23 protein-coding genes are annotated in these 25886 nt (G+C 43.9%); 15 read left to right on the forward strand and 8 right to left on the reverse strand.

Features of this window, described 5'->3' with window-relative positions; all coding sequences use genetic code 11:
* Positions 1 to 216 precede the first annotated feature (216 nt).
* The gene (locus tag FE810_RS01780; protein ID WP_138318306.1) at positions 217 to 825 is read left to right on the forward strand and encodes a YagK/YfjJ domain-containing protein; all 609 of its coding nucleotides are present in this window, start codon (positions 217 to 219) and stop codon (positions 823 to 825) included.
* Between the two features lie 483 nt (positions 826 to 1308).
* Here the strand turns inward: FE810_RS01780 and FE810_RS01785 are convergent, their stop codons facing one another.
* From FE810_RS01785 to FE810_RS01805, 5 genes are all read right to left on the reverse strand, one after another.
* Positions 1309 to 1914 (reverse strand): hypothetical protein, encoded by a 606-nt coding sequence (locus FE810_RS01785; protein ID WP_138318307.1) that lies wholly within the window; start codon positions 1912 to 1914, stop codon positions 1309 to 1311.
* Positions 1915 to 1966: 52 nt separating this feature from the next.
* Positions 1967 to 2791: a hypothetical protein gene (locus FE810_RS01790; protein WP_138318308.1), complete on the reverse strand. Its 825-nt coding sequence runs from the start codon at positions 2789 to 2791 to the stop codon at positions 1967 to 1969.
* Positions 2792 to 3359: 568 nt separating this feature from the next.
* Positions 3360 to 4256 (reverse strand): hypothetical protein, encoded by an 897-nt coding sequence (locus FE810_RS01795; RefSeq protein WP_138318309.1) that lies wholly within the window; start codon positions 4254 to 4256, stop codon positions 3360 to 3362.
* Between the two features lie 611 nt (positions 4257 to 4867).
* Positions 4868 to 7261 (reverse strand): Lon protease family protein, encoded by a 2394-nt coding sequence (locus FE810_RS01800; RefSeq protein WP_138318310.1) that lies wholly within the window; start codon positions 7259 to 7261, stop codon positions 4868 to 4870.
* Positions 7262 to 7406: 145 nt separating this feature from the next.
* On the reverse strand, positions 7407 to 7892 hold the full coding sequence (locus tag FE810_RS01805) for a zinc ribbon-containing protein (RefSeq protein WP_138318311.1): 486 nt from the start codon (positions 7890 to 7892) through the stop codon (positions 7407 to 7409).
* A gap of 263 nt (positions 7893 to 8155) precedes the next feature.
* On the opposite strand from FE810_RS01805, the gene leuS reads away from it, so the two are divergent.
* The 14 genes from leuS (at position 8156) to lipA (ending at position 22549) form a co-directional block, all read left to right on the forward strand.
* Positions 8156 to 10735, forward strand: coding sequence for a leucine--tRNA ligase (leuS, locus tag FE810_RS01810; protein ID WP_138318312.1), 2580 nt, complete (start codon positions 8156 to 8158; stop codon positions 10733 to 10735).
* Positions 10735 to 11241 carry an LPS-assembly lipoprotein LptE gene (locus FE810_RS01815; protein WP_138318313.1) on the forward strand — a complete coding sequence of 169 codons (507 nt, stop codon included), beginning with the start codon at positions 10735 to 10737 and terminating at the stop codon, positions 11239 to 11241. Before leuS ends, FE810_RS01815 begins: the two co-directional genes overlap by 1 nt.
* On the forward strand, positions 11242 to 12300 hold the full coding sequence (gene holA, locus FE810_RS01820) for a DNA polymerase III subunit delta (RefSeq protein ID WP_138318314.1): 1059 nt from the start codon (positions 11242 to 11244) through the stop codon (positions 12298 to 12300).
* A complete protein-coding gene (nadD, locus tag FE810_RS01825) occupies positions 12297 to 12932 on the forward strand; it encodes a nicotinate-nucleotide adenylyltransferase (protein ID WP_138318315.1) in 636 nt (211 codons plus the stop codon). The genes holA and nadD overlap by 4 nt, the downstream gene beginning before the upstream one ends.
* 61 nt (positions 12933 to 12993) lie before the next feature.
* Entirely contained in the window at positions 12994 to 13317 is a 324-nt protein-coding gene (gene rsfS, locus FE810_RS01830) for a ribosome silencing factor (RefSeq protein ID WP_138318316.1), read from the forward strand.
* A gap of 6 nt (positions 13318 to 13323) precedes the next feature.
* Positions 13324 to 13794 (forward strand): 23S rRNA (pseudouridine(1915)-N(3))-methyltransferase RlmH, encoded by a 471-nt coding sequence (gene rlmH, locus FE810_RS01835; RefSeq protein ID WP_138318317.1) that lies wholly within the window; start codon positions 13324 to 13326, stop codon positions 13792 to 13794.
* 3 nt (positions 13795 to 13797) lie between these two features.
* On the forward strand, positions 13798 to 15753 hold the full coding sequence (gene mrdA, locus FE810_RS01840; RefSeq protein ID WP_138318318.1) for a penicillin-binding protein 2: 1956 nt from the start codon (positions 13798 to 13800) through the stop codon (positions 15751 to 15753).
* 34 nt (positions 15754 to 15787) lie between these two features.
* Complete coding sequence (gene rodA / locus FE810_RS01845; protein ID WP_138318319.1) at positions 15788 to 16900, forward strand: rod shape-determining protein RodA; 1113 nt, start codon at positions 15788 to 15790, stop codon at positions 16898 to 16900.
* A gap of 161 nt (positions 16901 to 17061) precedes the next feature.
* On the forward strand, positions 17062 to 17943 hold the full coding sequence (locus FE810_RS01850) for a septal ring lytic transglycosylase RlpA family protein (RefSeq protein ID WP_138318320.1): 882 nt from the start codon (positions 17062 to 17064) through the stop codon (positions 17941 to 17943).
* A gap of 336 nt (positions 17944 to 18279) precedes the next feature.
* The gene (locus FE810_RS01855; RefSeq protein WP_138318321.1) at positions 18280 to 19443 is read left to right on the forward strand and encodes a serine hydrolase; all 1164 of its coding nucleotides are present in this window, start codon (positions 18280 to 18282) and stop codon (positions 19441 to 19443) included.
* 279 nt (positions 19444 to 19722) lie between these two features.
* A complete protein-coding gene (locus tag FE810_RS01860) occupies positions 19723 to 20583 on the forward strand; it encodes a D-amino acid aminotransferase (RefSeq protein ID WP_138318322.1) in 861 nt (286 codons plus the stop codon).
* 12 nt (positions 20584 to 20595) lie between these two features.
* The gene (ybeD, locus tag FE810_RS01865) at positions 20596 to 20862 is read left to right on the forward strand and encodes a DUF493 family protein YbeD (protein WP_171022201.1); all 267 of its coding nucleotides are present in this window, start codon (positions 20596 to 20598) and stop codon (positions 20860 to 20862) included.
* Positions 20863 to 20931: 69 nt separating this feature from the next.
* Positions 20932 to 21576 (forward strand): lipoyl(octanoyl) transferase LipB, encoded by a 645-nt coding sequence (gene lipB / locus FE810_RS01870; protein ID WP_138318323.1) that lies wholly within the window; start codon positions 20932 to 20934, stop codon positions 21574 to 21576.
* Positions 21577 to 21580: 4 nt separating this feature from the next.
* Positions 21581 to 22549: a lipoyl synthase gene (lipA, locus tag FE810_RS01875; RefSeq protein ID WP_138318324.1), complete on the forward strand. Its 969-nt coding sequence runs from the start codon at positions 21581 to 21583 to the stop codon at positions 22547 to 22549.
* 81 nt (positions 22550 to 22630) lie between these two features.
* Here lipA and FE810_RS01880 read toward each other — a convergent pair whose 3' ends face one another.
* Genes FE810_RS01880 through prmB form a run of 3 tightly spaced genes read right to left on the reverse strand, consistent with a single transcriptional unit; the run spans position 22631 to position 25884 of the window.
* Positions 22631 to 23833: an MFS transporter gene (locus FE810_RS01880; RefSeq protein ID WP_138318325.1), complete on the reverse strand. Its 1203-nt coding sequence runs from the start codon at positions 23831 to 23833 to the stop codon at positions 22631 to 22633.
* A gap of 24 nt (positions 23834 to 23857) precedes the next feature.
* Complete coding sequence (gene aroC / locus FE810_RS01885) at positions 23858 to 24946, reverse strand: chorismate synthase (RefSeq protein ID WP_138318326.1); 1089 nt, start codon at positions 24944 to 24946, stop codon at positions 23858 to 23860.
* A 2-nt stretch (positions 24947 to 24948) separates the two neighbouring features.
* Positions 24949 to 25884, reverse strand: coding sequence for a 50S ribosomal protein L3 N(5)-glutamine methyltransferase (gene prmB, locus FE810_RS01890; protein ID WP_138318327.1), 936 nt, complete (start codon positions 25882 to 25884; stop codon positions 24949 to 24951).
* Positions 25885 to 25886: the final 2 nt, after the last annotated feature.

Genomic DNA, 25886 nt, shown 5'->3' on the forward strand with positions numbered 1-25886 from the left:
AGTGTAGTTGTAAACACAACAAACGTTAGTGAGCGCAAACCCCGCAAGCCAATAAAATAAAACCGTTAGCAAAAGTTAACTTTTAATGGACTCTATTTATAGGTTTATGACCCTTTCATTAAAGCGTTTAACATCAATGAGCCTATGTCACAGCTTTTATAGATAGTTAGCAGTTATTCACTCCCAACTAGGTATTTAATAATATCCTTCTCTTTTATGGCATACATAACCAAAGACAAAGCAATAACAATCAACGGAAAGACCTGGTGGGTTAACTCTCAAAAGTCAGGCCTGTATAAACCTATGCTGGTGTCGATGGTCACGCAGCTTGAAGTGATGCTAGCGCACCATAGCAAAGTTCATGTATTGAGATTTGATCTCCGGTTATACGAATACACCGATGACAATAAAATAATTGAAGTCTTTATGCGAAGATTGAAAAAGTGGCTGAAAAGAAAATATGATTTGAAACGCATTGGTTATGCTTGGGCTAGAGAGTTGGAAACGGCAAAAAATCAGCACTATCATTTCGCTCTATTCCTAGATGGCCATAAAATCAATTACCCCCATGAGCTAACTAAGAAAGTACTGGCTATAGCAAGCCAAATAGACACATCAGCATTCATTCCTGATAACTGCTATTACAATATCAAAAGAGACGATTATGAGACTATTCAGAGCGCAATATGGCGTTTATCTTATTTGGCTAAAGGCCGAGGAAAAGGCTACAAAGCTCCTCAGACTAAAAATTACGGAGCAAGTAAACTCAAGCCGTCTCCTCGAGACTTGCTTAGACAGGTTGTCGCAGTGGAGCAACCACGCTAGGCCAGACATTTCGCAATTCCTCTATAGAGTATATCTCCGAATCCCTTTTCGCATATTTATAATCGCTAACCCATCGATAACAATAAGCTACAATAACAAGAAAAAGAAAACCTAGAATAGCACTTAAAATATATAAAGCCCCGCCAATTATATCAGCCTCCCATCCTCGTTGATTTTGTGCCCATTCACTCAATAGGTACACAACACTCCAACTTCCTAATGAAGCTAACAGAGAGAGACAAAGCTTATTCCGTCTGGAAAAAGCCAGCTTTTTAAAAATTTTCAGCTCAGTTTTACACATTAAACAATCATCAACACTCTTTTAATCACAACACTCTCGCGGCATTCAGGCGGAGCGGTTAGATTAACTAATAAGAGCAGTGATTATACTATTTTCATATTAAAACCAGAATAACTCATTTTGTATTGGTCAATTTAACTTGACCAATACAAGCACTGTTTATCTTACACTAAAGGAGTTAATTAACTCGATGATAGTATTTTTGTTGTTTCCCACAGCCCAAACCCGAAGGTGAGGAATGAAAATAAAACCAAGGATACGGAAAACACTCTAAAAACTCCTCCTTGGAAGTATTTATCTGTTTGAAATGAAACTTGAGCCAGATATGACATTCCTCCACCAAATCCAGAGCAAAAAATTCCTATTCCGAATACGAGCAACATCGATGAAATGGCTGACGCCGCAGGTGTTTCCCATATTGAGCTAATAAAGCTTAAAATTGCTATACAAGCCGCTCCATTCATGACAAGAGAAGTCTTCATTGCGGCCATAGCCGTATCCATAACTGCTCTAAACATCTCTAAATTTATTTCATTTACAGCACTAGCATTAGCAATATTTATTTCATTTACAGCACTAGCATTAGCAATATTTATTTCATGAGCTTGCCGCGATTCTTCTAAGTTTCTCTGTTGAGATTCAGCATGTTCCTCTTCTTCGTACGATAACTCTAACCTAAAAGCCTCAAGGTAATCGTCTAAAGCATTAGCGCTAATTGCGTCGTTTTTTTCTGTTTTGATCGGACGGATAATTTTTCTAATTTCGTCAATTAATTCAATCGCTGTCATTTATTGTTCTTATCTTGGTATGATATCTAGGGACTGATAAGCTTAGGCTTTATTAGGCTGTTTTAACCATCGTGAATGATCCAACAATATCTCTCACTTCACTAAGTTTGTAGTTTTCACTAGCTCTTATATAGTTACACAGCCTAACACAAATTTGTTCTTCAAAATCAGTCATCTTCGCTTTCTTTATTATCGAACTTAAAGACGACTTAATACCTTCAATGGTAGAGTTGAACAGTACTCTGTCGGACAAGTGTCTGTATGATAAATCGTAATTAGGGTTACCTTTTTCGGTAATTCTCACTATTTCTCTTTCTTCATCGTCATCAAAGCCACCATATTTCCGTTCAAATTCTGCGTTTCGATCAGCCACCTCATCCGAAAACCTACAGCTTTCAATATCTCGCTGTAACTCCTTACATATCGACCACATAGAATAGACTAAAGCATCTTTAAAACGTTTTTCTTTTTTAAGAAATATTCTTTGCTGGTTGGCGATAGTTGCTTTTGAAATAGCGTCAGTGTGCTTAAACTCTAAGTCATTCATGTACACCCATGCTTCATCGTTTAGCCCTGCCAACTGTTGATACATAGGAAGTCGTAAGTAACACTTCAACGTTAAGTCTTCGGATCCTTTGGTTTCCGGAGCAAAAGCATTATTCAACGTTTCAACCGCTTCTACATACCGTTTCTCTTTCTTTAATTTCGTTGCTTCTTTTAAAAGCGTTTGAGCCGATTTTCTTCTCTTTTTTTTAGTTTGTACTTTTGGTTCAGCATTTTCTATTGTGTTACTGCGTCGCGTCCTAAACAAAGAAATAAACTTAGTAATCATCCCTGCCTCTTTAATCATTTCAATATATAGATGAATAAATTTCATATTAACTTACTGGAAACATTAGCTAATTCCAACCAATCTTAAAATTAAAAATTAACAAGGAATGTTAATCATGGACAAGGACTACAACCAGCTTTTAGCGAAACAGCTTACCAATGAGTTTTCAATGTCAGATTTAAGAGCATTAGAAGAGTTCGAAAGCCTATTATTCAATACACATCTACTTGATGAACATTGGTTACACCACTCGCTTTTATCAATACCCAACAGACGGCTCTTAAACTCGTTTAAGTAGATTAAACTATGAAACGTAGCCCTATGCCCAAGAAAATGAGATAATGGCTTACCTTGGCGTAACGGGTTGATTATGAAACGAATTGAACAAGCAATACATAACAGAAAAGTAATTTATAAAATTTCTGAAACTATGTCTGGCCGCTGGCGTCCTCAATCGTACCAATTCATGATTGAATTTCTGAACTCCAAAGGATATTACTCAAGTACTGGCAACAAATGGACTAGAAAGAGTTTGTTCAGGATGCTTCAAAGAAATGGATTTAGTGGTTTACATGGGCTTTGCCGAGCCACATCAGCAAACCACTAATTATTGTTATTCCGAAAGAGCTACTCGACCTACAGTTATAAAGTCTTGTTGTTCTGAAACAACAACATAACTGCCATCATTTAAGCTAAATGAAGTGAAATATATTGGCTCTAGGGTAGATGGCTGCGGCAAAGTTTTACCATCACACAGGTCGATTCTATCTATTTTAGATCTTGTTATCGAAAAAGGTATAACGGCCTTTTGCTTGTAGCCCAAATCTTCAACTCCTGAAAAATCCTCTAAACGATATGATTCAGCACCTAAACATTCCCCATTGTTCTCCCAATTACGGGTATAAATACCGACATCCAAATAGCTAGGGCTTCTTGGGCTAACAACTATATACCGTGAAGTATCAATATCATTTCTTATCTCGGTGAGAAAATCTCCACCTGAAACGTCAAATAAAGACCCTTCAACTAATCCTGTTAATTCGGATAATTCTTTCTCAATCGTTAACTTTTGATAAGTAACACCTTCGACTTCTATTGACTGGTTCAGTTCGAATGTCACTATAGTGTTTTCTAGCTCGATAACCAGGTCTAGCAACGAGTAGTTTTCTCCAACACAGTTAAAATTTAAAGTCTGTCTAGTCGTTTGCTCAGAGAAGTGCTCTAAAGTTTCTCCCGTTTTACACATCAATTCACTTGGTGAGGGTTCTTGCTTAGCAACATCCCAGATATATGATTCAGTCTCAGACAAAAGCAAATAGCGATTCTGAGACGGATTTTCTGTTACCAGTTGGTAATAACCATAAATTGGCACAGTTTCCGGTTCAGGTGTAGTAATAACTGGAGGCTCAGCAACTGGATCTTCCCCTTTAGTCTCACCGCCCGAACCACATGCGGAAAGAGCTAGTAAGCAACTAGAAGTAAGAGCTAGATTCTTCCATGATTTATTCATTTTTATTCCTTGGACATTAACAACTGATAGCGAGTTCACATATTAAGGTAGCGAGATACTTAATACAATCTGAGAGTTGTTAGTGAAGAGTCGTCGAAAGGGTATTTTCCGAAGCCATAAAAAAGGGTATTATTTCCCACTATAAAAAAGGGTGTTTCCGGACACTATAAAAAGAGTGTTTGGCGACCAATACGCGAGCGTTGTAAAAACACTTAGATACACATTTGGATACACACAACAACCAAACCCCACCAACAAAACCAATCAAATCAACACATTAAGTGAGAATGTAGATTCCTGTAGGGGACGCCATTACCAACCTCTTAGAATCGACGTTAGTTATATAGTCATTGGCTCTTCGAAAGAAATATAGCTAGCGATTTCAACAGAGTCTGCCCTGAGTATTCTTTAGCGAGCAAATGTACTTGCTGAATCGCAACAAATGCGTAGAGCATCGAATGTTTCTCGCTCAATATTCGTAGACAACAAGTAGGTAACTGTCAGTTCAGGTCTGAGCTAATTAAGATAAATTTGTACAATTTATGAATATTAGACAGATAGAATGACGATTGATCGCTCTAAATCGTCATTTCGTTTCGATAACCTTCTAATTATTCCTCATCTTCACCATTGATCATCTGAGATAATCTGGCGAGCTTTGCCAACGCTTGACCATGAATGGTTTTCTTAAGATAACCACCATTGCGACGACGAAGACCCGCTTCTGCACTCAAGAGAATTTCCAATGCCTGATCGATATTATCAACCGCATAGATATGAAACTTACCTTGTTCAACGGCAGCAATCACATCTTCATTGAGCATCAAATTGATGGTATTGGTTTTCGGAATGATCACGCCCTGTTGACCGGTTAAACCTTTATCATGGCATAGGCGATAGAAACCCTCGATTTTTTCATTCACCCCACCGATTGACTGCACTTCACCATGTTGGTTGATCGAACCGGTAACCGCAATATCCTGACGAATCGGCAATTTTGTGATTGCAGAAATTAACGCACACAATTCCGCCATTGAGGCGCTATCACCATCAATATGACCATAAGATTGCTCGATGGCGATATTGGCAGAGATTGATAAAGGAAAGTTTTGTCCATATTTATGGCCCAGATACCCAATCAGTAATAACACCCCTTTCGAATGGATCGATTTACCTAATTCAGCTTCGCGCTCAATATCGGTGACACCCTGGGAACCGGCATATACAGTGGCGGAAATTCTTGCGGGCGTTCCAAACACCGAATCACCAATTTCCAGCACGGTCAGACCATTCACCTTGCCCACTGCGTCACCTTCAGTCGAAATCAACACCTGTTCTTCTTTGATTTCCTGCAACCAGTTTTCGCTTAACTGCCCAGTTCTGCGCGCTTTTGCCTGTAGTGCCCGATGAACATCCTGCTCTTCGATTTCACCGGTTTTTCCATGTTTTTGATACAGGAAGTAGGCTTCGTCAAGCAAGTCATTAATTTGCACTATGTTGGCGGAAAGTTTTAATTGATGTTCGGCACGACGCAATGAATAGCGAACCAGGTAGGCGATAGCTTCATCGCAAATCGAAGGGTACTGCATTTTTTCGGCGTGTTGACGAATCAAGGTGCCATAAGCTTTTAGATTCGCATCATTATTGACGACGTGGCGGTCAAAGTCGGCAAGGACTCGAAACAGTTCGGTAAATTCCTGATCATATTCTTGTAGGGTGTAATACAATTCAGCATTTCCCAATAAGATAACTTTGACTTTCAATGGAATTTTTTCTGGCGCAAGCGTAATGCTGCTGCCCTGGGATAGTTCGGCATAAGGATGCTCAATGGTCAACTCCCCGGTTTTTAATGCCAGCTTTAAATGCGACCAGATCAGCGGCTGGGCTAGCAACTTTTCGACATCCAATAATAAATATCCACCATTGGCGCGATGCAGGGCCCCAGCCCGAAGCAGGCGATAATTGGTATACACGCCGCCCTGTACTGCGGTGTAATCAATATTGCCAAATAGGTTCTGAAACGTGGGATTTTGCTCATAAACTACCGGCGCACCTTCGTCCGGATCTCTCGCCACTAACAGGTTTGGCATAAAGCGCTCAACCATGAGTTTGCGACTGGCTTTATCATCACGACCTTCGCTACCCTCTTCAACCAGAATGTCGAGCACCGCTTCGGTTAAGTGACCCTTGACATCCTTCAGGAATTTCAAGATCCCAAGGTTACTGGCAAATTCGCGCTCCAGTTCTTTCAGCAACGGGCGGATGCTTTGCTCGGCGGTGTCGTGTTTAAGCTTACGCATTTGCCCATTGGATTCACGCTTCCATAAAGGCAATTCAAGCAAGGTTTCACTCAGTAGGGTTTCAAGTTCGGCCAATAATTTATAAAAAGCGGTTCTGTCGGCTTCCGTTAAATTCGCAAACTCTTTATCATTTAGAGGCTTACCATCGACAAGGGCGGCAAAAGTAATTTCGCCTTTTTCCTCATATACCGCGACATTTTTACTCAACGCAAAGGTTTCCACTTCTTCAATCGCATTGTCATATTTTTCATTAAATGCGCGATCGATTGCCGCTTTTTGCCGTTGATAACCGGGGTTGTCGAATATTTCAGGAAAAAGGCTGAGTAAATCGTTGATAAGATCCGACATCTTATCGACAAGTAGCTTCCCTTCTCCTGGATTTAAATAGAGTTTTTTCGGCGCTTGTACGTCATCAAAATTATTAACGTAGCACCATTCTTCTGACGGTCCCTGCTCTGACGCATACCGGTGCAGCATTTGCTGTATCAGAGTTTTTCGACCGGTTCCATGTTCACCCTTGGCATACACATTAAAGCCTGTTGACGGCATAGATAAACCAAATTCAAGGGCTTCTTTGGCTCGCTCATGGCCAATAAATGACTGGGTGAGTTGCTGGTCTACCTGACTTTGAGAGAATAAAGAAGAAGAAAATTGCGCACAAAGTGCTTTGGCGGGAACTTTTAGGGCATCGATATTTATGGTCATAAAATGCTGGGTACCTGAAACAGACAGAAATTGAATACATTCAAATCCAGTGTAAACCCAGCACGGCGTCGAACACAATGACTTTCCAAGTAAATTTGTCGTTGCTTTTCATCGGTCCAGTTAAATCCTGCACTAAGCAGACCCATTAAGGAGATAATGGTAATCGTTCAAACTCTTCGCCATTGCATTGTACACAAGGGATAATCTTCGAAGGGTGGACAATATCAACCTTATGCTCACATTGAATACATCGCAATTGCCCAAACCCAATCAACTCACCGCTATGATAGATTCCCTTGTGTTCAAAGTCTTCTTCGAGTTCACTCCACTCGACCTGGGATTTATCGGTTAGTTGCGCAAGTTGGAACCAGATACCTTCTCGGATATTTTTCAAATACAGGGATTGTTCCGCCTGTTGTTTGTATTCCTGATAAAATTGCTGCAAGTCATTCTTAAACCCCTGCAACGATAACTGGTACTCATTGACCGATAAGTCTTCCGCCGCTTGCAAATACTCCTCGCCTTTTTCAACCAGTGTTTTGAAGCTTTTTTCTTCGTCTTCTCGCAACTCGGTCAACCATTTCGACATTCTTTTGTAAAAACTCTGATATTTAGGATGCTTTTCACTCATTAAACACTCCCTTATTTCCTCGTTTGTTCAGTTTCTAAGGTGCAAATTGCGTGAAATTGGCACCCATGATTATAAAAGTATAGTTAACACTAATGGATGCTTGTTGAACCTTAGTCTAATGAGGTATTCTATGAGGCAAATTTTTATTATTGCATAGTAGTCTGAACTGAAGCGAAATCCGACATCAGAATAATCCTGATGCATCATCTAAACTAAGCTTCAGAGTCGAAATTTACTGTCACACAGATGTTTGAGAATCATTGATGGAATCCACATACAATCCCCAAGCCATTGAGCAAGATATTCAGAAGTATTGGACTGAAAACAACACCTTTGGCGCCAAAGAAAAGCCCGGTCAGGAAAAGTTTTATTGTTTGTCCATGTTCCCCTACCCAAGTGGTCGTTTGCACATGGGACACGTTCGAAATTATACCCTGGGTGATGTCATCAGTCGTTACCAGCGTTTGCAGGGCAAAAATGTCATGCAACCTATGGGGTGGGATGCATTTGGTTTGCCCGCAGAAAATGCCGCGATTAAAAACAAAACCGCGCCGGCAAAGTGGACCTATGAAAATATTGATTACATGCGTGACCAGCTCAGATCATTAGGCTTTGGTTACGATTGGGATCGCGAATTTGCGACCTGCACCAAAGAATACTATCGCTGGGAACAATGGTTTTTTACTAAGCTTCACGAAAAAGGCTTGGTGTATAAGAAAAATGCCACCGTTAACTGGGATCCGATTGATCAGACCGTCTTGGCCAACGAACAGGTAATTGATGGCAGAGGCTGGCGTTCAGGCGCCTTAGTGGAACGCAAAGAAATTCCACAGTGGTTCATCAAAATTACCGATTACGCCGAAGAATTACTGAATGACTTAGACCAGTTAGAAGACTGGCCAGAGCAAGTAAAAACGATGCAACGCAACTGGATTGGTCGCTCTGAAGGTGTCGAAATGACCTTCCAGGTCGCCGACAGCGATGCAAGTTTTGATATCTATACAACACGCCCAGATACCTTAATGGGTGTTACCTACGTTGCGCTTGCAGCGCAGCATCCGCTAGCGTTAGAAGCCGCCAAGACCAACCCTGAGTTACAGGCATTCATTAGTGAATGTAAAAATAACAAGGTTGCCGAAGCGGATATGGCGACGATGGAGAAATCCGGTGTCGATACTGGCTTAAAAGCAATTCACCCGTTAACCGGGGAATTGGTCAGCGTTTGGGCAGCAAATTTCGTATTGATGGATTATGGTTCAGGCGCAGTTATGTCGGTTCCGGGTCATGACCAACGGGACTGGGAATTTGCGAAAAAATATAACCTGCCAATCAAACAGGTCATTGCCAGTGATGACGTCAATATCGAAGACGCAGCAATCACTGAAAAAGGCGCACTCATTAATTCTGGTCAATTTGACACTATGGATTTTGAGCAAGCATTTAAAGCCATTGCCGATACCTTGACCGATGAAGGTAAAGGCAAAGTCACGGTGAATTATCGTCTGCGTGACTGGGGTGTTTCCCGTCAACGTTATTGGGGCACACCCATTCCAATGTTAAATCTGGAAAATGGTGAGTCGGTCCCAGTACCTGCGGATCAACTACCGGTTGAGCTTCCGGAAGATGTGGTGATGGACGGTGTAACTTCACCAATTAAAGCCGATCCTGAGTGGGCGAAGACCACATATCAAGGTCAGCCTGCATTCCGTGAAACCGATACGTTCGACACCTTTATGGAATCCTCCTGGTATTACGCGCGTTATGCCGATCCGAAAAACGAAAATGCCATGCTGGATCCAGCGAAAGCTAATTATTGGTTACCCGTCGATCAATATATCGGTGGTATCGAGCATGCGATCTTGCACTTGTTATATTCCCGATTCTTCCACAAATTATTGCGGGATGTTGGTTTGGTTGAGTCTGATGAACCGTTTAAAAGCTTATTGTGTCAAGGCATGGTACTGGCCGATACATTCTATCGTGAAGAAGACAACGGTGCGAAACACTGGTATTCACCGAGCGATGTCGATGTTGAACGCAATGAAAAAGGGCAAGTCATTAAAGCGCTTTGCAAGACCGATGGTCAGGAAGTGTTATCGGCGGGCATGAGCAAAATGTCCAAATCGAAAAACAATGGTATTGACCCGCAATCGGTTATCGACCTTTATGGTGCAGATACGGTACGTTTGTTTATCATGTTTACCGCACCGCCAGAGCAAACTCTGGAATGGTCTGATGCTGGCGTTGAAGGAGCACATCGTTTCTTGAAACGCGTTTGGAAATTGGTATTTGATTTCCAGCAGGCAAGCGAGCAACATACTGCAAGCGCAGAATTATCATTTACCACTACGCATAAGAACCTACGTCGTGACTTACATAAAGCCATTGCCAAGGTAACAGATGATATTGGGCGTCGTAACACGTTTAATACCGCCATCGCTGCCATTATGGAACTGATGAATACGTTAGCGAAAGCGAAACTGGATACCGCAGAAGACATTGCAGTGATGGAAGAAGCCGTCAAAGCGATCGTCGTGATGTTAACGCCAATTACGCCACATTTAGGTCACCATTTATGGCAATTGGTTGGCGATGGAAACGCCGTTGAAGATGCAAAGTGGCCACAAGTGGATAGCGCAGCACTGGTGGAAGATGAGAAGCTGGTTATCGTTCAAGTGAATGGTAAGTTACGCTGTAAAATTACGGTTGCTGCCGATACTTCGCAAGAAGATGTTGAAAAACTTGCATTTACACAAGAGAATGTAGTTAAGTTCACAGACGGTAAAACGGTACGTAAAATAATTTATATACCGGGCAAACTGTTAAACATCGTTGCTAATTAATGAATAAAAAGAATACGCTTCGCCGCTTCATACTATCGATTATGTTGATCACCACAACGCTACTTAGCGCTTGTGGTTTTCAGTTACGTGGTAATTATCTTCTGCCGCAGGAGTTGCAGACGTTATATCTGAGCTCTAGCGATACCCATGGCGAATTGACTCGCCTGGTAAAGCAAAATCTTCTGGTAAACAACATTGAAGTGCTAAAACAGCAGCGCAATGATATCCCGGAGTTGCGTATTCTCAATGACAGTCTGGATCGCCGCACGCTTTCATTATTTGAGAACGGCCAGGTTGCCGAATATGAATTAACCTATACGGTTCGCTATCAAATCCGTATGCAGGGCAAAGAACGACAAGATTTCAACTTTGAAATCTATCGAAACTATCAAGATAACCCGGATCAAGCCTTGGCGAAAAGCCGAGAGCTCACCTTGCTACGCAAGGAAATGCGCATCGAAGCGGCCGATCGGATCCTACGTAACATGGCGTCTATTACTCTATAAATGCGTATCTATCACAGCCAACTCACCCAACAATTAAGTAAACCTCTGGTGCACTTTTTTCTGGTGTTTGGCGATGAACCATGGCAGAAAAATGATGCCTTAGAGCAGATAAAGTCGAGCGCCGCCAGACAAGGCTTTAGTGAAGTCATTCGTTTTAGTGTGGAAGAGAATTTCGATTGGCACCATGTGATGGAGGAGTATCAATCTCTGTCGCTGTTCGCCAGCCAACGCATCATTGAAGTCGATGTTGGCAACGGTAAGCTCGATGAAAAAGCCAGCAAAGTTTTGCTCGATATTTCCCAAATCGATCATCCGGACGTACTGCTTATTCTCCATGGCAACAAACTCGATGCCGCAACGCCTCGTAAAAAATGGTTCAAAGCGCTGGACAGTAAAGGCTGTTATATTCCCGTCTATGAACTGGAAGGTAGAGGTCTGAACATTTGGTTAAATCAGCAATGCAAAGCCTTGGGCGTGCGCCTTGATGGTCAAGGTATGACGATGATCAGCGACTGTTATGCGGGCAACCTGCCGAGTTTACACCAAGAGTTACAAAAACTCGCCATCCTTTACCCCAGTGGCGCAATTACCCTGGCAGAGCTGGAATTATTGCTGATTGATCAAGCCAAATTCACGCCTTTTCAACTCACCGATACGTTACTCGCGGGCGACTTAAAGCACGCGATGCATATCCTGACGCAGATGAAGCATGAAGGGATCGCTGCCGGTCAACTTATCTGGGTGTTACACAAAGAACTTTCGCAACTTGAAGGCATGTATATCCGTCTTGAGCAAGGCCAGGCCATCAGTGAGGTATTTAAGCATTATAAAGTCTGGGATAAAAAGAAACCTCTCTACCAAAAAGCATTAAATGCGACTTCCCTGTATCAAATACAATTAGCGAAAGGTCGTCTGGCAAAAGTCGATTTGCTCACCAAAACCGATTCCCAGCTTGATGCCTATTTGTTGCTAGCCGATATCTGCATGGCAATGTACCATGGTGAAACTATGGACAAATTCCCCTTGGAAGTCGGGCAGAGCGCCAGTGAGTTATCATGAATCATCCGCCCGCATTAGGCATTTTCGGCGGCACCTTTGATCCTGTTCATTGGGGGCACCTGCGTCCGGTCAGAGAAGCTGGCGAAAAATTAGCGCTGACACAAATATATTTGCTTCCCAATCGCGAGCCGGTGCATAAACCCGATGCAAGCGCGAATACCAAACAACGCATACAAATGCTGCAACTGGTGTGTCAACACGACCCATTGTTCACAATCGATATGCGGGAAGTGAATCGTCAGCAAAAATCCTATTCGTTATTGACCCTGCAAGAGCTTGCGACCACGTATCCTGGGCAGCGAATCTATTTTTTTATCGGTATGGACTCTTTGAATAGTCTTAGCGAATGGTATTGTTATGAACAGTTATTCGACTATTGCCACTTTGTTGTTACCCGCCGCCCTGGATTCGAATTCGATCCAGTAACCACCCAGCCATTTTTGAGCCGCATAATCGAAAACCCTCAATGTGCTCCCCAACAAGAAGCGGGGAATATTCTTATTTTTGATACAAATCAATTAGATATTTCTTCTACTGATATTCGCCAACGGGTAAAAAGCGGTGCAGAAATTAAATCCTTGTTACCTGCGGCCGTTGCTGAGTATATTCACCAACAAAAACTTTACCAATAGCCTGTATCTTAGTTGCGGTTCACGTTAGAATTGAAGCAACGTTTTAAACAGGAATATACTTTTGCAAACTGAACAACTCCTTCCTTTCGTTATTGAACAACTTGAAGACATTAAAGCCCGAGATATCGTAACCTTAGATGTCCGTGGCAAAGCCAGCTTTACGGATTACATGGTCATCTGTTCGGGTAACTCCTCACGTCACGTTAAGTCCATCGCCGAACATGTCGGTTTGGAAGTCAAAAAGAAAGACATTAATATTCTCGGCATTGAGGGCACAGACGTTGGTGAGTGGGCACTGCTTGATTTAAGCGATGTGGTCGTGCATGTGATGACCGACGATATCCGCGATTTGTATCAGCTAGAAAAACTTTGGGCTGGCGAGTAACTCAGTATGCGGATCACCCTGATTGCCGTTGGCAATAAAATGCCAACCTGGATCGCCCAGGGTTTTAGCGAGTACGCCCGTCGATTTCCTCGAGATCTTAGTTTTGAGCTGGTGGAAATCACCCCAGGTAAGCGTGGTAAGAATGCCGACATCGCCCGAATTTTGGAAAAAGAAGGCGAACAAACCATGGCCGCAGTGCCCAAAGGTAGTCGCATCGTAACCTTGGAAGTAGAAGGCAGGCCTTGGACCACTCCAGTTTTAGCTCAACAACTTGAACGTTGGCAAATGGATGGCAGAGATGTGGCATTGCTGGTTGGCGGCCCTGAAGGCCTGGCGCCTCAATGCATTCAGGCCTCAGAACAAAAATGGTCATTGTCGCCGCTTACCCTGCCCCATCCAATGGTGCGCATTATGATTGCCGAAAGCCTGTATCGAGCCTGGAGCATTAACAATAATCATCCATATCACCGGGAGTAAGATGTGGTTAGAAAACGCGTAACGATTCGAAATCACACGGCGGAAGCAAATCTGTTTGCGCGTCGTGCCCTGATCACTTTTTTTGGGGTTATCGCGTTATTGCTGGTTTTACTCAGCAATGTCTACCAGTTGGAAATCAATTCCTACGAACAATACCAGACTCAGTCAAACGGAAATCGCATTAAATTATTGCCCGTCGCGCCAAATCGGGGCCTAATCTACGATAGAAATGGCGTACTTTTAGCTGAAAATGTACCGGTTTATTCCCTCTCTGTCATTCCCGAGCAAGTTGATGATATCGAGTACACGTTAGCGCAGCTCACAAAATTGATTGATATTAGCGACGAGCAACTGGAAAAATTTCGCAATAGTATTCGTTCGAATCGTCGTTTCAAGCCGGTTGAGCTCATCTCTCGCCTCGATGAAGAAGAGGTAGCTAAGCTATCCGTTAATCAGCATTTATTCCCCGGCGTTATCGTCGACGCCCGCCTCAAGCGCTATTATCCTTTTGGCGATCTGACAACCCATAGCCTCGGTTATGTTGCCCGCATCAATCGCAATGACTTAACCAATCTGGAGATGCAGGGAAAAGGCGAAAACTACAAAGCAACACGGGATATCGGTAAGTTAGGCCTTGAAAAATTTTATGAAGAGCAATTGCATGGCACCATAGGCCACCAAGAAGTCGAAGTGAATAACCAAGGTCGCATACTAAGGACGTTAAACTACACGCCACCTGAGCCTGGCAATGACCTGCACTTAACACTCGATATCGAATTGCAAATGATCGCTAAACGAGCGTTAGATGGTAAACGCGGTGCGGTCGTGGCTCTCGATCCCCGCGATGGCGGTGTTCTGGCGTTGTATTCAAACCCCAGTTACGATGGCAATTTATTCGTCCACGGTATTTCCAGCAAAGATTATAAATCCCTGCAAAATCGCAACCGTCCGCTAATCAACCGCGCGACCAAAGGCACTTACCCACCGGCTTCCACCATAAAGCCATTTTTGGGGTTAGCGGGTCTTGATGAAAACCTGATCCACCCTGGCTCAAAAATTTGGGATCCTGGGTTTTATCAATTGAAAAACGGTACCCGGAAATATCGTGATCACCTACGTTGGGGTCACGGATGGGTCAACCTTAATGAAGCCATTATGCGTTCGTGTAATACCTTCTTCTATGATCTGGCCTATAAACTCGGGGTTGATCGTATATCCGATACCATGGCGAAATTTGGATTTGGAGATAGCAGTGGCTTAGATATCCACGAAGAAAGTCCTGCGATTTTACCAAGCCGCGGCTGGAAACGGGCTCGTTATAATCAGCCCTGGTATCACGGCGATACGGTAAATATTGGTATCGGACAAGGTTTCTGGACCGTCACACCATTGCAATTGGCGCAGGCGACTGCAATTTTGGTGAATAAGGGACAAGTTAAAGAGCCACATTTCCTGGCCGCGACTGAATTATCGTCTCCGACCATTACAGCGGCGGCGAAAACCTTACTTGAAGACGAACCCGAGATGGAAGGCAGCACCGAACAGGCGCAATTATTAATTCCATTTGAAGTCAATGAAAAACCACCAATTGAGCTTAATAACCCTGAAAATTGGGACATCATACTCAAATCCATGCACAACACCGTGCAAAAACCGATTGGTACTGGTTACAATGCGTTTTTAAATACCGATTATGATGCGGCAGGTAAATCCGGTACCGGAGAAATCGTCGGCCTTAGTGAAGACGTGAAATACGATGCCAGCAAGATTGCCGAGGACAGGCGCGACAATGCTATGTTTATTGCATTTGCCCCCTATAAAAGCCCGGAAATCGTGGTGGCCGTCGCCATTGAAAATGTCGCCACCGGCGGTGGTGGTTCGAATGCCGGTCCGGTAGCAAGACAGATTATGGATCAGTACTTTTCGAATCGTAAACTGCTGTCCGAAAACAAACAATAACATCTTAAAACAATAAGAGAAAACGACCAGTATTATGCATGCGGTAACCGACGAACCAAAAAAGAAGACGTTATTCGAGCGTATCCATATCGACTTTCCACTATTGGCACTATTACTGGTGCTAATGGCCGTAGGTTTGGCCGTTATCTATAGCGCCGGCGGTCAGGACCTGGGTCTGGTTACCCGTCAGGTCACCCGACTAGGCATTGCGCTGGTGGCGATGTTTGTCATTGCCCAGGTTCCTCCGGTTGTTTTTCAACGATGGGCGGTGGTCGTTTTTGTGTTTGGGTTGGCCATGTTGGTCGCCGTTTTGCTCGTCGGTCATGTCGGCAAAGGAGCGCAGCGCTGGCTTGATTTGGGATTTATTAAATTTCAACCTTCGGAAATTATGAAGCTGGTGGTTCCGATGACGGTTGCCTGGTTTATCAGTCAATATAACCTGCCGGTAAAAATCCGTCATATTCTTATCGCATTTGCTCTGGTGATCGTCCCGACGCTGCTTATCGCCAAGCAACCCGATTTAGGCACGTCCTTACTCATTGCCAGTTCCGGCATTTTCGTCATATTCCTCGCCGGTGCCAGTTGGCGGCTTATCGGCATTTGCCTCGCCGGTGTGCTCGCATTTTTGCCCATTCTCTGGTTTTACCTGATGCGGGACTATCAAAAGCAACGCGTACTGACCTTTCTTGATCCAGAACAAGATCCGCTTGGCGCCGGGTACCACATTATTCAGTCTAAAATTGCTATTGGTTCTGGTGGCCTTACCGGTAAAGGCTGGTTGCAGGGCACCCAATCTCAACTGGAATTTTTGCCGGAGCGCCATACCGATTTTATTTTTGCGGTGTTTAGCGAAGAGTTTGGATTAATCGGTGTCATCGCGTTACTTGCACTTTACTTACTGATTGTAATGCGAGGCTTGTGGATTTCAGTGATGGCTCAGGATGCGTTTACCAAGTTATTAGCCGGAAGTATTACCCTAACCTTTTTTGTTTATGTCTTCGTAAATATCGGCATGGTTTCGGGGATCTTGCCTGTGGTTGGCGTACCGTTGCCGTTAATTAGCTACGGGGGTACATCCATGGTTACTCTGATGATGGCATTTGGCGTTCTTATGGGGATAAGTACTCATCGAAGGCTAATCTCTTAATACGATTGGGCTTGCCAACATCGCGGATAAAAATTACAGTAAATTAACGTGCTAGCTAACCTGCCAAAGCCTTAGCCATTGGCAATTCGGGCGCTATGTGCAAGTAAACGTTGATAATTTAATGGTGCAATGGCATCGATATAACAATAAAGATAAACACTATGAAGCATTCTCATTCTTTTTTTCTGTTAGCCCTGCTCAGTGTATTGGTGGCTTGTTCGTCACCACCAAAAACCACCGGCGGCGATGAATATCAACGCACTCGATACAGCCAGAAGCACGACTCGATCCCAACCCGAGTACCGGCACAAAACGAATTGCAAGAGCCTGAGCCTAAGGTTGTCGCAAAAAGTCGAGGCGGTAACAAAGACTACAAAGTGTTTGGTAAGTCCTATCAGGTTTTACCAAGCGCAGACAATTATGTAAAAACAGGCATGGCCAGCTGGTACGGAAAAAAGTTTCATGGTCATAAAACCTCCAATGGCGAAATCTACAATATGTACGATTTCAGTGCGGCACACAAAACCTTACCGCTGCCAACCTATGCCAAGGTAACAAACCTGGCCAACAATAAATCGGTGATTGTGCGTATCAATGACCGTGGCCCGTTTCACCATAACCGCGTTATTGATTTATCCTACAGTGCGGCGTTTAAGCTCGATATGCTAAAACAAGGAACCGCCCGGGTAAAAGTTGAAGCGATCACCGCCAGCAATATTGCCCAATATCAAGGCAAAAGCAGTGCCGTTACAGCCAAGGCTGCCAGTCGCCCGGCTCCTCTGACACCGGTCAGCAACAAAACTGCGTCTGCAGTGGTTAATCAATACATCCATGTTCTCGTTACCCGAGAAAAAGCCCTCGCTCTGAACACCGCCAAGGGGCTGAAATTTTTATTGCAGGTGCCCGTCAATTTGACCGAGAAAAATGCACTTTATCGAGTCCAAATCGGACCTATCAGTAAAAGTTCAGATGTTGCTAGCCTGTTAACGAATCTACACCAACAAGGTTACCCTGAGGCCTATCCGACTTCGGCCCTTAAATAGCGTGACGATGGGGGGGATTTGATTTCGCCCCAGAGTTTGCATAAACATTGTTTCATTACCGTCATAATTGTTGATAAAACAGCCCCAGAGCCTCTATACCTTTGCCCTGAAACTGATATACTGTAGGGCAAATTTCGCGCTAACAATACCCGTTACGAATGAGATTTGGCCAATCAGTGAGTACTAACAAAGTAATCACCATTGCATAATGGCGGTGCCTTGGTATAACCGCTTCCACTAGCAACTCTGAATTGGGCAAATATTGAATCGTAATCGGTATCACTCGCCGACAGCATATGTACTGTTGGCAATAATTAAAAAAATTACAGGAAAACAATGACTAAGTCTGCTCAAAAATTGATATCTATTATCAGTGGCATTGTCCTGGCAACGTCTTCAATGACATCGACCGCAGCCACTATTATTCCCGATGCACCAAAAATTAATGCCGAAGGTTACATCTTACTGGATTACGACACAGGGAAAATCATCAGCGAAGGAAATGCAGACGTACAACTGGAACCTGCCAGTTTAACGAAAATGATGACCAGTTATATTATCGGTAAGGAAATTGAAGCCGGTAATATTAACAAAACGGATCTTGTGCCTATCAGTGAAAATGCCTGGGCAAAAAACTTCCCGGATTCATCAAAAATGTTTATTGAAGTGGGCACAGAAGTCCCAGTCGATTTGCTGAATCAAGGCATTATTGTCGCTTCAGGTAATGACGCTTGTGTCGCGATGGCAGAATATATTGCCGGTAGCGAAAGTGCATTTGCCGATTTAATGAATGCTCATGCTCAGCAATTAAACATGTTAGGAAGTAACTTCCAAAACAGTCATGGTTTAAGTGGTAGTGAACATTACAGTACGCCAAGAGATATGGCGTCACTTGCTGCAGCGTTGATTCGTGACGTGCCAGAAGAGTATGCTTTGTACAAGCAAAAATCTTTTACCTATAACAACATTAAGCAATATAACCGCAACTCACTGTTGTGGGATAAAAGCATGAATGTTGATGGCCTCAAGACCGGACATCACTCGAAGGCTGGCTATAACCTTGTCACATCTGCAACCAAAGGCAATATGCGTTTGATTTCTGTCGTGATGGGTGCGAAAAGCGAGCAAGCACGTAAAATTGAAAGTAAAAAATTGCTTAACTATGGTTTCCGTTTTTTCGAAACCTATACCGCATTTGAAGCCGGCGAAACCTTTGCAACCAACCGCGTATGGATGGGTGACCAAGAAGAAGTAGACTTAGGTATTATTACCGATGCCAACATCACCATTCCCCGTGGCCAACGCAAAAACCTGGAAGCAAACTTCGTACTTGATCGCCAATTAGAAGCCCCATTAAGTAAAGGTGAAGTGGTTGGTACTGTTACCTTAGAGCTAGACGGCGAAACCGTGGCTGAATATCCTTTGGTAACGTTGCAGGAAATTAATGAAGGTGGCATTTTCAGTCAGGCGATTGATTATATTAAGCTACAATTTCAATAATGATACCAACCCCACTAAGTTTGTGCACAACTCAGAGTTAGAGCCGAGGTTCATTTGTAACATAGGTTTTATTGATATAGTCATTCTATATTAATGAAATATAGGGCCGAAAATGGGCCTCTCACTAACTCCCTATGGGTGAGTTTTAAAGGCGTTTGGACTACGTTACTGATTTTGGCTCATTTTAAGAGCGGAATAACCATTCTCTGCAATCAAAGCCTTGTCTAAAAGCCTTTAAATTCTCACTGAGTGAGCAATAATTTAATGGGATTGGTATAAATGACAGATACCGTATATCTAAATGGTGATTATGTCGCCAAAGAACAAGCAAAAATCTCGGTCCTAGATCGGGGTTTTTTGTTTGCGGACGGCGTTTATGAAGTCATCCCCGTTTATCGCAGTAAGCCGTTTCGCGCAGACCAACACTTAGCGCGATTGTTTGACTCCCTCGCGCAAATTAATTTGCTTTCCCCGTATACCAAAACACAATGGCTACAGATCATCGAACAGGTAATTCAATGCAACCTGTCAGAGCACGGTGAACATCAATCCATTTACCTGCAAGTTACCCGCGGCATCGATAGTAAGCGCCAACACGCGATTACTGTGCCATTGGCGGCGACAGTATTGGTGATGGCATCGAAGTTAGATTCAGCCCAAGGTACCCTTAATGGGATAAAGGCAACGTTACTTGAAGACATTCGTTGGCATCACTGCAATATCAAATCCATTGCCCTGCTTGCGAATACATTGCTGGTAAATCAAGCGCAAGCGAAAGGGTTTGATGAAGCCATATTGCATCGCCAGCAAGAGTTGACCGAAGGTGCCAGTTCCAATGTCTTTCTGGTTAAACAGGGAAAGATTTTCACCCCACCTAAGAGTCAGTATATTCTCGGCGGCATAACTCGCGATCTGATCATTGAACTTTGTTCCGATGCAGGCCTTGAAGTTTATCAGCAAAGTATCCATATAGAGGAATTGTCTGCTGCCGATGAAATTTGGATTTGCAGTTCAACAAGAGAGATTTCACCTATTGTTGCAATTGATGATAAAATAATCGGCTCTGGAGATGTTGGTCCTGTCACCAAACGGATTGCAGCGTCATTACAGGCATTTAAATCCCAATTATTAGCTGACTAAGATGTATTTATTATGATGAAAACCAAATTTAACGAATTATTAGAATTCCCCTGCGTGCTGAATTTTAAAGTTATGGGTGTTGCTGTCGATCATCTACCGGACTTAGTCGTTGCCGTTTTACAAAAAGATTCTCCGGGAGATTACGCCCCGAGCATTAAACCTAGCAGCAAAGGCAATTATCATTCGGTTTCCGTCGCCGTGACGGTAACCAGTCAAGAGCATATCGAAAAGTTGTACGCTGAACTATCCGCAATCGAAGAAGTTCGTTACGTTCTTTAACCTTCTCGGTGTAGATTTTTTAAGGCAAGCGGCTATAATGCCGGCACTTATTTTCTTAGGAAGCAGACTGTGACTCAACCACTTGTAATACGCCAGTTGAACACTTTGGATTACCAAACTGTTTGGCGTGCAATGCAAGACTATACCGATAGTCGCGATGAGCAAAGCCAGGATGAACTTTGGTTAGTTGAGCACCCGCCGGTATTTACTCAGGGTCAGGCAGGTAAGGAAGAGCACTTGTTAATGCCGGGTGACATTCCAGTGGTGAAAGTCGATCGCGGTGGTCAGGTTACGTACCATGGGCCTGGCCAACAGGTCATTTACTTTTTGATCGACCTTAAGCGTCGTAAACTCGGCGTACGAGATTTGGTCACCATGATTGAGAATTCAATCATCAATATGCTGGCTCGATTTAATATCAACGCGAACGCGCGCCCTGATGCACCAGGGGTATACGTCGATGGCAAAAAAGTCGCATCCCTGGGACTTAGAGTGCGCAAAGGCTGCACATTTCATGGGCTTGCGATTAACATCAATATGGATTTATCGCCATTCCTGCGTATCAATCCATGCGGTTATGCTGGTATGGAAATGATCCAGACAGCCGATATCGGTGGTCCGCAACAAGTTAATGAGGCCGGAGAGGCCTTAGTGACAGAAATTCAACAACTATTGGCAACTGACGAAGTTAGCCGAAAAACAGGATTAAACTAAGCGAATGAGCAAACCAACGACTCGTGTAGCCCCTGGCACAAAATTACGTGACGCCGAGAAAATGGCTCATATCCCGGTTCAGGTGATCCCATCTGAGCGTGAGACTATGTTACGTAAACCAGATTGGTTAAAAATAAAACTGCCTCGTACCAGTGAAAAAATTGATCATATTAAGAAGTCTTTGCGCAAGCACAACCTTCATTCCGTATGTGAAGAGGCATCCTGTCCGAACCTGGCGGAATGTTTTAACCACGGTACCGCAACCTTTATGATCTTAGGGGATATTTGTACCCGTCGTTGCCCATTTTGTGATGTCGGACATGGTCGCCCTCTGGCTGCCGATCCTGAAGAACCGAAAAAGCTTGCCCTAACGCTAAAAGACATGGCGTTAAAATATGTGGTGATCACCTCTGTAGACCGAGACGATTTACGTGACGGTGGCGCACAGCAATTTGCCGATTGCATTACCGAAATTCAGGAACATGCTCCCAATACAAAAATCGAAATTTTAGTACCGGATTTTCGTGGCCGTATGGACCGTGCGTTGGAAATACTCAATGCGCATCCGCCCCATGTTTTTAATCACAATCTGGAAACAGCACCACGGCTTTATAAAAAGGCCCGACCTGGTGCCAACTATCAATGGTCTTTGGATCTATTAAAGAAATTTGGCGAAGCAAATCCAAGCGTGCCAACCAAGTCCGGCCTGATGGTTGGTTTAGGTGAAACCAATGATGAAATCCTCGAAGTGATGCGTGATTTACGTGCCCATGGCGTGACCATGCTAACCATAGGCCAATATTTACAGCCATCTAAGCATCACTTACCGGTAGAGCGTTATGTTCACCCGGATGAGTTTGAGATGTTCCGCATTGAAGCGGAAAAAATGGGCTTTGAGCATGCTGCTTGTGGACCATTGGTACGTTCAAGCTATCACGCCGACAAACAGGCTGCAGGTGAAGAAGTAAAATAGTCCGATCAGGTTATTGATAAAAATCAAGGCATCGCTCAGGCGGTGCCTTTTTATTGGTGTTCAATACCAAGTTCGATTGATTCAAGGGTTGCGCGGCTCACCAGGTACCATTTCCCCCTCGCTTTGGGAAATTAGCTTAGGGGTAAAAACAACAAACAATAACCCTATAATGCAAGCCCCAGCGGCAAATAAGAAGCTGCTTTGCCCCGATCCTGAACGTTCCCATAGCCAGCCAGTCAATATCGCGCCAATTGCTCCACCTACCCCGTAAAACAACCCGTTATAGATTGCTTGCGCTCTATTTTGTTGAGTGGGGCTAAAATAGTTTTGAAAAAATGCCATACAGGCACAATGGTATAACGCAAAGCTCACGGCATGCATGCTCATCGCAAGTGCCAATACCCAGGGGTTGCTTGCAAATAAACCCGTTAGTAACCAGCGCAATGCTGTGATTAAAAAGCACAGCGCAAAAATACGATTTAAGGACCAGGCTTTGAAAAACACATGGGCAGCATAAAACATCAATACTTCGACCACGATGGCAACGCCCATAAAAAGACCAACATCGCTGGTGGCAAAACCGGCATCTCGCAAGTACAAGGCAAAGAAGTTATAAAATGGACCAAAGCTAATTTGCATCAATAATCCCGAGATCAAAAAACAAATAAACCCTGGATGCATAAAGCGCGTGAAAACTGAGACCGACACTGTTGCGTCGGCCTTACTGAAATTAATAATGGGATCTTGATTAGTCAGAGAAACCAGAGTAAGAAAAATTATCCAAACCATGGCCAAATGAGGGAAATATAGGGCAGATGTGGCGGACAGTACTTCGCCGCCGACCAATGTCGCAACAATAAAACCAAGGCTACCCCAAAGACGGATCCGCGAATACGCTGGGCTTTGTGAGGTTAAAGAGCGGAGCGTTAACACTTCCAGTTGCGGCAATATACCATTAAAAAACAGCATAAACAGTGACATTGACAATAAAACCGGCCAAAAACCATGGCTGACAAAGACTAGGCTCAATGTCGCAATCGTTAACAGGCAACCAAAAACAATAAAACGCGAAAGTCGCCCGGAGCTGTCGGCTAGATGGGCCCATAGTCCGGGGCCAATAATTTTGGTGGCAGCGACTACCGCAAGTATTTCGCCTATTTGCAACGCATTAAAACCCTTTGCATCCAGATATAACGAAGCAAAAGGCATAAATACGCCGATCAATGCGAAATAACAAAAAAAGCCACCGCTGAGGGTGGCATACGTTTTATTTGATAACGCCATGATCAAATGCCAGAATTTCGCGAACTATTCAATGACTGGCGTTGGGCAGTTAACATCCATATTTTGCGCACGATGCCTTAATAGGTGGTCCATGACGGTAATAGCCATCATGGCTTCGGCGATGGGTACAGCCCGGATCCCAACACAGGGGTCATGTCTGCCACGGGTAATAATTTCTGTCGGGTTCCCATCAATGTCGATGGTTTTTCCCGAAACGCCGATACTCGAGGTAGGCTTTAGGGCAATGTTAGCTACAAGATCCTGACCGGAAGAAATCCCTCCCAGTACGCCACCAGCTTGATTTGATAGAAATCCATCGGGTGTCAGCTCATCACGGTGCTCACTGCCCCGTTGGTTTACGACCTCAAAGCCGGAGCCTATTTCAATCCCCTTTACGGCATTGATGCTCATTAAACTATGGGCTAGATCCGCGTCCAGACGATCAAACACTGGCTCGCCTAAGCCTACTGGCATGCCCGACGCTACCACTTTTACGGCTGCACCGATGGAATCTTTTTCCCGCAAAATGCCTCGAATTAATTCATCCAAAGCATCAAGTTTCGCAACGTCTGGGAAAAAGAATGGATTTTGTTCTACCTGTTGCCAGTCATATTGCTCGGCTTTAATATCGCCGATTTGACTGACACAGGCACGGATTTCCATACCGAATTTCTGCGCCAAATATTTTTTAGCGATACTACCGGCTGCCACTCGCATCGCAGTTTCTCGAGCGGATGAGCGCCCGCCACCGCGGTAATCACGAATGCCATACTTTTGCCAATAGGTGTAATCGGCATGTCCCGGGCGAAAACTTTGTGCGATATCGCCATAATCTTTCGAACGCTGATCGGTATTTTCAATGATCAAGCCAATCGGCGTACCCGTGGTTTTGCCTTCAAATACACCGGAAAGGATCTTGACTTGATCCGCTTCTCGTCTTGCCGTTGTATATCGAGAGGTGCCAGGTTTACGGCGATCGAGATCCCGCTGTAAATCTTCTTCTGTAAGTTCCAGTCCTGGAGGACATCCATCAATAATTGCTCCTAGCGCCAGGCCATGACTTTCACCAAACGTGGTGACTTTGAATAATTGTCCTATCGAATTTCCCGCCATAATTACCCTACTACCTTACTGTCCAAAATATCCTTAAATTGTTCTAATTGTGCTTTCGTTATTGCAAACACCCCAAGACCGCCCTGTTCAAACTCCAGCCATCGCAAAGGAAGTTGTGGATATTCTGCGATCACATGAACCATTGAATTTCCTACTTCGCAAATGAGTACGCCATCGTCATTTAAATAGTTGCCACTTTGCGCCAATATTTTTCTCACCAAATCAAGACCATCATGGCCGCAGCCCAACCCCATTTCCGGTTCATGGTGAAACTCCTCAGGCATATCCGAGATATCTTCGGCGTCCACATAAGGAGGGTTGGTGACAATTAAATCATATCGTTTCCCGGCCACTGACGTAAACAAATCGGACTGGATCAGGTTGACCTGATATTCAAGCTGATGATTTTCAACATTAATTGCAGCAACGTCCAAAGCGTCAGCCGATAAGTCGATAGCATCGACCATCGCTTCTGGAAATTGGTAAGCACAGGCGATGGCGATACAACCACTGCCGGTACACAAATCTAAGATCTGAGTCGGGGGGTTTTCTATTTGCTGGGCAAAGCGTTGTTGAATCAGCTCAGCAATAGGTGAACGTGGCACGAGCACGCGTTCATCAATATAAAAAGGTAAGCCGGAAAAATATGCCTGATTGGTAATATACGCGGCAGGGATCCGCTCGTCGGCACGTCGTAAAATCAGTTCAATGATCGCGAGCTTTTCGCTGCGGGTCAGTCGCGATGTTAGTAGAGAGTCTTCATTGAGTGGCGGCAAGTTCAGAGCAAAACAAATTAACGAAAATGCTTCATCCCAGGGATTATCGGTTCCATGACCGTAAAACAAATCGACTTCATTAAAGCGGCTGACACTCCAGCGCAACATATCCTGAATGGTTTGTAAGTCTTCAACGACTTCATTAACTTTAATTTCTAACACGA

Source organism: Thalassotalea litorea (assembly GCF_005843925.1).
GTDB classification, from domain to species: Bacteria; Pseudomonadota; Gammaproteobacteria; order Enterobacterales; family Alteromonadaceae; genus Thalassotalea_A; species Thalassotalea_A litorea_A.